Origin of the sequence: Nostoc sp. FACHB-892 (assembly GCF_014698795.1) — a bacterium.
Taxonomy (GTDB): Bacteria; Cyanobacteriota; Cyanobacteriia; order Cyanobacteriales; family Nostocaceae; genus Nostoc.
Genome location: NZ_JACJTR010000099.1, coordinates 1 through 9,346, shown reverse-complemented (window position 1 = coordinate 9,346; position 9,346 = coordinate 1). Strand labels below are relative to the sequence as shown.

At 40.1% G+C, this 9,346-nt stretch carries 5 protein-coding genes and 2 pseudogenes; 2 read left to right on the top strand and 5 right to left on the bottom strand.

From position 1 onward, the window contains the following. The 4 genes and pseudogenes from H6G96_RS39205 to H6G96_RS39190 form a co-directional block, all read right to left on the bottom strand. A pseudogene (locus H6G96_RS39205) lies at window positions 1–178 on the bottom strand (IS1 family transposase); the annotation flags it as partial. A 40-nt stretch (window positions 179–218) separates the two neighbouring features. Further along, window positions 219–590, bottom strand: a pseudogene (locus H6G96_RS39200) (response regulator); the annotation flags it as partial. Between the two features lie 853 nt (window positions 591–1,443). After that, on the bottom strand, window positions 1,444–1,947 hold the full coding sequence (locus H6G96_RS39195) for a hypothetical protein (RefSeq protein ID WP_190919878.1): 504 nt from the start codon (window positions 1,945–1,947) through the stop codon (window positions 1,444–1,446). 702 nt (window positions 1,948–2,649) lie between these two features. Then, window positions 2,650–4,782, bottom strand: coding sequence for an EAL domain-containing protein (locus H6G96_RS39190; RefSeq protein ID WP_190919876.1), 2,133 nt, complete (start codon window positions 4,780–4,782; stop codon window positions 2,650–2,652). Between the two features lie 501 nt (window positions 4,783–5,283). On the opposite strand from H6G96_RS39190, the gene H6G96_RS39185 reads away from it, so the two are divergent. Together H6G96_RS39185 and H6G96_RS39180 are read left to right on the top strand one after the other, a co-directional pair. Next, window positions 5,284–7,815 (top strand): bifunctional diguanylate cyclase/phosphodiesterase, encoded by a 2,532-nt coding sequence (locus H6G96_RS39185; RefSeq protein WP_206757699.1) that lies wholly within the window; start codon window positions 5,284–5,286, stop codon window positions 7,813–7,815. 331 nt (window positions 7,816–8,146) lie between these two features. Continuing rightward, window positions 8,147–8,656: a GNAT family N-acetyltransferase gene (locus H6G96_RS39180; protein WP_190919872.1), complete on the top strand. Its 510-nt coding sequence runs from the start codon at window positions 8,147–8,149 to the stop codon at window positions 8,654–8,656. A 331-nt stretch (window positions 8,657–8,987) separates the two neighbouring features. On the opposite strand, the gene H6G96_RS39175 is transcribed toward H6G96_RS39180, so the two are convergent. Further along, the coding region (locus H6G96_RS39175; protein WP_242063630.1) for a DUF4198 domain-containing protein at window positions 8,988–9,346 on the bottom strand (359 nt) is incomplete at its 5' end.

Below are 9,346 nucleotides of genomic sequence, written 5' to 3'. Positions count from 1 at the left end.
ATCCTGCACCGTTAACGTATGCTTTTAAACATTCGTTTTTGATCTCATTTGAGTATCCTTTTGGGGGACTATAGATATCTATAAATTGGCGATCGCAGGTGACGCAAAAGTGATTTTGTTTACCTCGGCGTTTACCATTTTTTCTAATCCTCGTAGACTTGCAGTATGGACAATGCACAGTAGAAGACCTCAATTCATCCCTCCATTATGCAACGCCTAATCGCTTTAAGTAGCTCGTCTAATGTTGATGGTTTGGTAATGTAGTCATCCGCTCCTAACTCCATAGCTTTGCGAATATTTGCTTTAGTCGTGCTGCTGGCAAGAAAAATGAAGGGAATATTTGCTGTTTGGGGGTCTTGGCGTAAGGTATTTAGAACTGTATAACCATCAATATCAGGCATTGTAATATCGCAAATCACTAAGTCAGGTAAATGCTCTTGTATTTGTTTGATACCTAGAAGACCGCTTTGAACATCCATGACATCAAAACCTTTTGCTTTGAGTCCTTGAATGTAAAGCTCCCTTGTAACACGATCGTCTTCAATAACCAAAATTCTTTTTAACGGTTCGATATCATTTTTAGCTAACATAAATTTTAGTGGAAAAGGTGACTGAGATTTGTATTGGCTTTTCAGTAGTGATAAGAATAAATGCCTCTGTTGTAATAAAACTTTTGAAGAGAGATGCTATTAACATAAGCACAAGCCTTTATTAATCGCTACTTTTTAAAGAGACTTAAAACGGGCTATGTCGCATTTTAGAAAAATATTTAAATTGTCCTTATTAAGAAGATAACATTATTACCTAAAAAATACTTCTATTCCTTCAGGACTAAAATTAACAATCTTATTAATAATTTTAAATGTCTCAAATAAATGAAGACAATTTAATCAGAATATTGATTATTGATTAATACTGTATTCAACACTTAGCTTACAACATATCAAACTATTATGTAATAAATTACGAAAAGATCCTACTTTTCCTACTTTTCCTACTTTGACTTATTTTACCTTTTGAATACCGCCACATACTCCCCACTGAAAACATAAAAGCCCGCGACTACCACAGCCACCGACAAGAAACCCTTCTAGTTCCCAGTAGTCCTACTTCCGAGAAAGCTGTGGGCTTGTTTTGCGTTCCGATTGCCATCTGTGCAATCGCATGAAGCATTATAGTCCAAACCTGGACATTAAAGCTCCTAAAGGCTTGAGCGTGATTGGTTTCTCCCATGACAGAAGAGGGTTAGGGTGCAAGCTAGATGAAATTAATTGCTCAAGCCAGAAGCTATCAAGTGGGGGTGAGAAGAAGTATCGCTGTGCGTGTTGGCATTGTTTGATTTGAAGTTGGTTTAATTGTTCAATTGTTTCCACTCCCTCGGCAATAACAGTCACTATCTGCGTTATTCCTCTGTGGCTGCTATAACGTTAGTAGGGTCTTATATTACCTTGCTCCCGGTAAAACTTCAAATAAAGCCGCAACTGCCACCCATGAGCGAGGGGCACCATGCCAAAGTTTTGGAAGAATAGCTTGAGCAGCTTTAGCATCATCCCAACTAAGTAGTCCATACTTGTTAACCCTTTGAGCAAAAGGAGCTAACGCTCCTTTCCAGGGCCAATAGTTTAATAATGAGGAGTTAAATTGGTGATCTAACAGTTCATGTCCCAGCAGGTGCAATCGAGGATGAGTTAATAACACCCTTTGTTTATCAGCATTTGTAAATAGGAGATAATATTGTCGTTTAAAAATAGGAATAGGCAACCAATCAACTAAATCCCAAGCCTGTTCTAATGAATGCAAGCGAAAGTTTTCCGAGTAATGAACATGAGGATTGCACCAAGAGTCAATACTGCGAATTTCTGCCCTATGAGGAAAGCCAAGAGAATCAAAATAGTCACGCCAGTGAGGATTATTAACATATAAAATTTCTCGTGTACTTAACCACATTGATTGACTCCCTGTATTGAAGTGAACTGCAAGTGATAAAGCAGTGAATTGAAGAAGTATGCTGAATTAGTGAATTCAGCATTCTTGAGCGTAGGGGTTTTACCCTTTTTACTTGAAGTCCAAGCAAGCTACATTCACGAGTTACACAAACATACAAGTAATAACAATTCGTAATTCGCCATTAAGATAGGTCAGATTTTACCTGGGTTCCGGCGCAAGCATCTGTTACTTAATGAGAAGCAAATTGGTAGCTTGAGAATTTTTACAACAAGGTTAGTTGCTGTTAACTAACAACATATTACTGCTAAATTCACTAATCATTTCTCCAAAATCCAGTCAGTAGAATTGAAATTTAATATCAATAAAGCTATATTTATTGATAGATCTATCTAGCAATTATCTCAGTATAGATAGATGACAAAAATCAAATGTTATGAATTACATATTAAGCGTCATGACTTCTGATATCTAACATATTTTAAATTGATATCAGCTAGATGTTAATAATTTAACATATCAGGTAAAGATTTAAACGTAGACCAAATAAGTCTATAATCAACTCTAACCAATGCTTGTACTCAAGTTCAGCTTCAGCCAGCATATACGTCCCCAAAATTCGGGCACAATTGCTCCCGTATCGGACGGGCTTTGAGTTTATGCTTACGCTTTGGTTGCACATTTTTGCGTTGCTCTTGGGGATGCTTAACTTGACTGCTGTTGTATTAAAGCACCTGCGACTGATACTGCTGCTGGTTGGGAGAAAAAGTATCCCTGCCCATATTTGCATTGCAATTTTTTGACTTGCTTAAGCTGTACTACCGTTTCTATTCCTTCTGCTATAACATCTATGCTTAGATTGTGAGCTAATGCAATAATTGTGCGTACAATCTCTGCATATTTTCTACTAGTGTCCATATTCTTAATAAAGGAGCGGTCAATTTTTAATGCATTAATAGGAAAACGGTGCAGATAGCTTAAAGATGAATAACCAGTACCAAAATCATCTACGTGTAATTCAATACCTAATCTTTTGAGTTGCCAAAGTATCGCTGTTACAGATTGGGTGTTTTCAATGAGTACACTTTCAGTCATTTCTAGCTTTAAGCGGGATGCATCTAACTTAGTTTCTTGTAAAATTAAGTAAATTTGCTCAGTGAAATTGGATTGCAAAAGCTGTTTGCTAGAAAGATTGACGCTGATTGTCAGTTTGGTTTGTGGAAATTGCTGCTGCCATTGGTGCATCTGGTTGCAAGCCTCTCGAAGTACCCAGTAGCCAATGGGAACGATTAGTCCAGTTTCTTCCGCCACTGAAATAAAATCTGTTGGAAGCACAAGACCCTGCTTTGGGTGCTGCCATCGGATAAGAGACTCAAACCCGATAATTTTTTCAGTTTGCAATGAAACAATTGGCTGGTAGTAAATCCGAAATTCCTGGCGTTCAATAGCACGTCGCAAGTCTGTCTCTAACTGCAACAGCTTTGCACGTTCAGTGTACATAGCTGTATCAAATATTTTGTAACCTGCCCTGCCTAAAGCCTTAGCGCGATACATTGCAATATCAGCGTTGCGTAGGAGGTTCTCTACTTGGTGATCACCTGTTGTACTAAGGGCAATACCAATGCTCACAGTAGAAAACACCTCATGCCCGCTTAAATGGAAAGGTATTGCCAATTGCTGTTGCAGCCGCTCGGCAATGTCAATAACATCTTTAATTCCCTGAATTTCCTCTAACAAGATGGCAAACTCATCTCCTCCGAGGCGGGCTAAAATATCTCCAGAGCGTAGCCCAGTTTGAAGCCGATCAGCTAAGGCAACCAGTAATTGATCTCCTATAGTATGTCCAAGACTATCATTAACAACCTTAAAGCGATCTAAATCCAGGAATAGAACAGCAAATAAATTACCATAGCTTTTAGCACGCTCGACTGTTTGCTTCAGCCGCTCCATAAATTGCATCCGGTTGGGCAAACCTGTTAATGCATCATGAAAAGCAATATTAGCTAATCGTGCCTGGGCCTGCTGGCGCTCCAAAATCTCTTGTTTGAGGAGCATATTAGATTTTAATAGCTCGGCAGTTCGTTCCTCAACTCGGATTTCTAACTGCTCGTAAGCTTTTTGTAATGCTTCCTGATTCTGTTGGCGCTGGGCAACTTGGGCTAAATGCTCTGTTTGAAGTTGGTGTTGGTGCCTAACTTTTTCAATGTAGTTATCAAAGAAATCAGCTAAACTTGGCTCTGATTCTAATAATTTACTTAATTGCTTAATAACTCGCTTATCCGCTTTATAAGAAACTTCTGGGTGAGCTTCTATCCACAGATGGCACATTTTTATGTAACTTATAAACGTAATTAAGTGCTGGTAATTTACAAGCCCAAGCAGGTGACGCAGATGGGAGCGGCAATCCTTACCCTGCTCTGGCTCCAGGAAAATGAATATTGAACAGTATAGTAAACTTCTTTCGAGTGCCTCACTCAAATCTGATAGGTTTATCAACTGGCTAGGTGAGCAGGCAAGTATATGTATGTATGCATCGATGTCGGTTGCCGTTGGCGGAGGCGATTCAAGCAAATCTAATATCTGCTGTGCTTCTACCCCGAGAGTGCGTAAGTGGCAACTATGACAAATTATACAATATGGCAAAGCACAGTAACGTGAAAGATATGCAAAAAGCTTTTCCTTCAACATTGGCGATAAGGGATTATTAACGTAAGCACAAAGCGTTTGTTGCCAGAGATTTTCTAATGCTTGTACATTCTGCTCGGCTGGCTCAAAGAAAGAAGGAACAAAACCAAAGTTTTTTGCGATTTCTGCCTTAATTTCCGCACTGGTTCGCATATATCATAATTTTAATTCCTTAGCAAGACGCAGAAATTATAATAACCTGCAAATAAGCAGATTGATATAATCTGATACAAAAATTCCTTAAGTATATGTGTAATGTTTAAGACAATTGAATTTTAGCGCATCATATAGTACGACATATTTTTAATTCCCTACCCCCAGAAGAAACCACTCACACCAAAAAGCCTTATAAATAATAGGTTTGCCGTTAACAAGCTTGCTTTGCCATTGGGGTAAAAGTTCTTCTCAGCTTCATAAGGCTCTATTAGCGTTAAGAAGTTCTTGACTGGTGGCGGCATAGTTGCTTTTGAACCACTTCATCTTCTTATTATGCGACTTCCGTGCCGATTAGCTTACAATCTACTTTTTCAAGAAATTAAACAGATTATTTACCCCTTGGGTGTAGACTTACGAGCCTATCAGCTGTTATTGGTTAATCTATGTAAACTATTATTAATTTTGATGATTTATCAGCCAAATTTTTGTAGTCTTACTGTGTTAAAAGCAACTAAGCAAATTTTGGGTATGTTCGTAGCCCTGGTTGGTTGTGCCGTAATGGTTGGCTGGCTTACTGATATTCAAACTTTAAAAAGCATCCTGCGAGACTGGGTAACTATGAAACCGAATGCCGCTTTAGGTTTGGTACTAGCGGGTCTGGCATTAATTTTTTTCCCTTCAACCGGACAGGTCAAATATCAAGTCACTCAGGGGTTGGCTATAGCAATAACCTTTCTGGGATTATTGACAATGAGCGAATATCTGTTTGGTTGGAATTTGAGAATTGATCAACTGTTATTTATAGAAAAGCCTGGAGCCATTGCCAGATATTGCTCTGAGCGAATGTCACTTCTTACAGCACTTAATTTTGTCTTGATTGGCTGTGCTTTATTGCTTTGCTCGGAGGCTCTGCGGCAAAGCCTTGCGTCTGCCAAAGCCTGTGCCAGGGAGCTAGAGATTTTTATGGAGATAGTTCCGGCAGCAGTTTGGATTGCACACGATCCACAGTGCCATCAAGTGACCACAAACCGTGCTGCCTACACATTGACACGGAGAACGCCAGATTTAATCATGACAGCAACTCCACCTACTGGAGAGTACCCCTTTCAATTTCAAATTCAAAAACAAAGGCAAAATATTCTGCCAAATGAACTACCAATGCAGCTTGCGGTTAGAACGGGGCAGAGCATTGAGACAGACTTGGAATTAGTCTTCAGTAACAGCGATGTGAGATTCGTTGCTGGTCGGTCTATGCCATTGCGCGATGATGCTGGCAATGTGCAAGGGGTGATTGGAGCTTTCTGGGATGTCACTAATCAAAAGGAAGTCGAGTCGGCATTACGACAGAGTGAAGAACGATTCCGATTAGCAATAGAAAACATCCCTGATACATTTGTGATCTATGATGCCCAACGACGGTTACAGTATATCAATGCTTTTGGAGTTAAGCGGAGTGGTTATTCTCTGGAGGCACTTATTGGACACACAGATGAAGAAATAAATCCACCATCTGTGACAGATGCTTATCTACCAATCCTCAAAAAAACTGTGGAGACACGTACTCTGCAAACCGGAGAATGTACGATCAATTTGCCTGGTTGTGACCCTTTCACTATAGTTGTTACCTATGTGCCACTTTTAAATGAATTAGGAGAAATTCATCAGATTCTGGGGATCACTCATGATATCACCGAGCGCAAATGGGCAGAGTCACAATTGCGGCAGAATGCGTTTTATGATGCATTAACAGGTCTAGCAAACCGAGCTTTGTTTATGGAGCGCTTAAAATACGCACTCGCTCTTGCCAAACGGCAAGAGGATTATTTATTTGCTGTACTGTTTCTGGACATAGATCGGTTTAAGGTGATCAATGACAGTCTAGGACACCTAATTGGAGACCAATTTCTGGTTGCTATTGCTAGTAGGCTCAAAGTATGTGTACGCTTGGTAGATACAGCAGCACGGCTTGGTGGAGACGAATTTACAATCCTGCTTCAGGGAATCCAAGATGTGTCAGAAGCCATCATGGTGGCCGAGCGGATTAAACAGGAACTAGCGTTACCCTTTGAGCTTTCAGGACAAGAAATAATCACAACTGCAAGTATTGGCATCGCTTTAAGTTCGACAGTAGACTATGACTTGCCTGAAGACGTACTTAGGGATGCTGATACAGCAATGTACCAAGCTAAAGCCCAGGGTAGGGCGCGTTATCAGCTATTTAACCAACAGATGTATGCTCAAGCTCTGGCAAGATTGCATTTAGAGATAGATTTGCGTCGAGCAATTGAACGCGAAGAATTTCGCGTTTTTTACCAACCGATTGTTTCGCTCACAACTGGCTCTATTTTAGGTTTTGAAGGACTATTGCGCTGGCAGCATCCAGAACGTGGTTTGCTGCCTCCAGCAAGTTTTATTCCCCTAGCAGAAGAAACTGGACTAATTGTCTCTATTGGCAACTGGGCGTTGCATGAGTCCTGTCGCCAGATGCAATCTTGGCGGGTGAGCCAGGGTACCAACTTGCCCGAAAAAATTTATGTGAATCTCTCCCTTAAGCAATTTTCTCAGCCGGATTTGATTGAGCAGATTGAAAAAATTTTGCACTCTACTGGTCTTGCTCCCAAATGCCTTGTGCTAGAAATTACTGAAAACGTAATTATGGAAAACAGTGATCAAACCAGTGCTAACCTTTTAAAACTTAAGCAGATGGGCATTGCATTATCAATTGATGATTTTGGGAGCGGCTACTCTTCATTAATTCGTCTTTCTAGCTTTCCAATTGATATATTGAAAATTGATCGCTCTTTTATCACCTCGATGAACGCAAGCAGCAGAAATTTAGAAGTTTGTGAAATCATCATTGCATTGGCAAACAAACTTGGTGTTTCGCCCAGTGTTGAAGGTGTGGAGACACAACAGCAACTAGCAGTTTTGAGAAAGTTGAAATGTGAATCTGCCCAAGGATATTTTTTCTCTGAACCATTGGATAGTTTAGCGGCGACAGCATTAATTACCACCAATACTCAATGGTAACTATTTTTTGAGCTTGATATCTTCCTAGAAGTGACTCAAACATTTGTCAGTGCTTCTAGTTGTGCAACTAGCTTTTCTATTTCAATACCTTAGCCAAAATAAGAGGATCAAGAGAGGGTCCGATATGAATAAGAAGGGGGAAGGGGGAAAGGAACCCCTAACTTTTAAGTTAGGGTGCTGTTGATACTTGCCCTTAGCTCTTGTATGACGGCAGTTTCAATATGTTTCGTTATTTCTGCGTAAAACACAAAACTCTAGCTGAAGAATATTACATATCAAACTTCTATATAAACCAGGGGACAACACTTTAAAAGTCTCCTATTTTATGAGTATGAGAGTTCTTGAAACAGAGCGTTTAGTTCTTCGTCGGCTGAGTGTTGAAGATAGCGAGTTCATTCTTGAGATATTGAATGACCCTTTGTGGTTGCGCTTTATTGGTGATAAAGGTGTGAGAACTCTCGATGATGCTCGTGAATATATTTTGAAGAATCTGGTTGCTATGTATGAGCGTCTCGGCTTCGGGCTGTATTTGGTTGAGCTAAAGGAAAAGAGCGTCTCAATTGGAATTTGCGGTTTGATAAAAAGAGATTCCTTGGAGGATGTGGATATTGGGTGTGCCTTTCTTCCTAAGTTCCGGGGAAAAGGATACGCCTATGAATCTGCTTCTGCTGTTATGATGTATGGGAGAAGAACCTTCGGCTTAACTCGTATAGTCGCTATCACTACACCGGAGAATTATGGTTCAGCAAAGCTGCTCAAAAAACTAGGACTAAGCTTTGAGCGAATGATTAAACTATCTGATGATAGTAAAAGTGTTAGTTTGTTCATTTCTGATGTCTAACAATTGCAGTGTAGCGGATTGAAGAAAGCCGCTCGTGCTGAGTTCGAGTTTTTAGCAACCTTTGACCGCAGCCGTTATGCCGCGAATCTCAGTTACCATTGTAAGCATTTCACAAGCTCATCAATGATTGCAATTGTGTGTCTGAACTATCTCCCAATTCTTGAAGAATAATGTTAGAGAATGTTGGGTTTCGTTCCTCAAACGCCACTTGGTAAGTAAGCGGGAATGCTAAAAGCGAACAAGTCGGGGAAGCACAAGGGCGTAGTGGCTCCCCAACTTACGCAAATTTATTTTTCTGGCTTAACCCAAGCGCATTGAGACTAATTCGTAATTAAGCTTTGGCGAAAAACCTTTTTTTGTATAATCCCAGCAATCCAACTACGCTAAGACCAAGTAATGCTGATGGATCGGGTACAGAAGTTTTTTGTGCTGTAAAGCCAGTTTCGTAAGAAGTCGTTATACCTCCAGATGATATTGAGTAGCTGGCTTCAATTGCTTGTACTAGCCCTTCTGTACTGATGGGAATAGAAAAAGTGCCATCCGCATTTTTTGCTACTTCTTGCCCAAGGTATTCTACAGTAACTGAATCACTGACTGGTTTGCCTTGAGCCAGAATTTGAACTAATAAACTGCCTGACAAATCCTCAGCAAAAGGGTTTTGTAAAGGTAAGATTTCCAAGGGTAGATCGA

Coding starts and splice junctions, on each gene's coding strand:
- H6G96_RS39195 (WP_190919878.1), bottom strand. CDS start 1,947: ATGTGGTTAAGTACACGAGAAATTTTATATGTTAATAATCCTCACTGG.
- H6G96_RS39180 (WP_190919872.1), top strand. CDS start 8,147: ATGAGAGTTCTTGAAACAGAGCGTTTAGTTCTTCGTCGGCTGAGTGTT.
- H6G96_RS39190 (WP_190919876.1), bottom strand. CDS start 4,782: ATGCGAACCAGTGCGGAAATTAAGGCAGAAATCGCAAAAAACTTTGGT.